We start from the raw sequence: 922 nt of genomic DNA, 5'->3' as shown, positions 1-922 counted from the left end.
GTCCCTGCCTGCGCGGCGGCAAGCGAGCGTCGATGAATGCCTCGATGTTCGCGGCGCCGTGGATGTCGCCGAACGGCGAAGCGGTCGACCACGACGCATCCGGATGAAGCAGGCTGGCGGCGCCACGGCCATCTCGCCTGTCCACGCCATCGAGAAAGCGCACCAGGAGCAATCGCCTGGAGTTTCGCGCGGCATAGCTCGTGTGCAGCAGGTCAAGAGCGCGCGCGGAATTGGGGTGTCCCAGTTCCGTCGCATACAAGGCCTGAACGTCCTGGTTCTCATGCGAGCGCCGCCGCGGCGACTGTCTGTCCACTTCATAGACGGCCTGCATGCGCTTCTCGAGAATGAGCGGGTCCATCGACTTGGGTTCGCCGCCACCGCCCAGGCACCCGCCCACGCATGCCATGACCTCGATGGCGACGAACTCCTCTCGCCAGCTCTCCGTCTCCAGCATGCGTTGCGCGGCGGCGATGCCATTGCAAATGGCGACCTTGCCCAGGCCGGGGACCTCGGCGGTTTTCACGCCCTGGCCCACGCCCCGGAATCGATGCCATTCCAGCGGTAGCGCGTCCTCCTTGCCGATGAAATGCAGTGCGGTGCGCACCATCGCCTCCATCACGCCACCCGAGGCCCCGAAGAGCTGCCCGGCGCCGGTGCTCTCACCCAGCGGATGATCGAATTCGCCGTCGTCCGGGAGCGCGCCGAACGCGATACCGCGTGCCCTGATCATCCGGGCCAATTCGCGCGTGGTCAGCACATGGTCGACATCGCCGGAGACGCCGGGACGCTGCGCCTCGTCCTTCTTGGCCGTGCAGGGCATCACGCTGACGACATAGGGCTCCGTCCTGCCCTCGGCGAATTCAGGTCCCAGCCCACGCGCGAAGGGCCCGCGCTTGGTGAGGGCGCCGTGCATCTGCTGCGG

At 67.2% G+C, this 922-nt stretch carries 1 protein-coding gene; it reads right to left on the bottom strand.

Going from position 1 to position 922, the window contains the following annotated elements; translation table 11 throughout:
• The coding region (locus tag AC1DTN_RS37400) for a [Fe-Fe] hydrogenase large subunit C-terminal domain-containing protein (protein WP_477925154.1) at window positions 1-922 on the bottom strand (922 nt) is incomplete at both ends.

The sequence above is a fragment of the Rhizobium sp. 01T444 genome (assembly GCF_056398305.1).
This window is presented reverse-complemented; position numbering and strand designations above follow the sequence as displayed.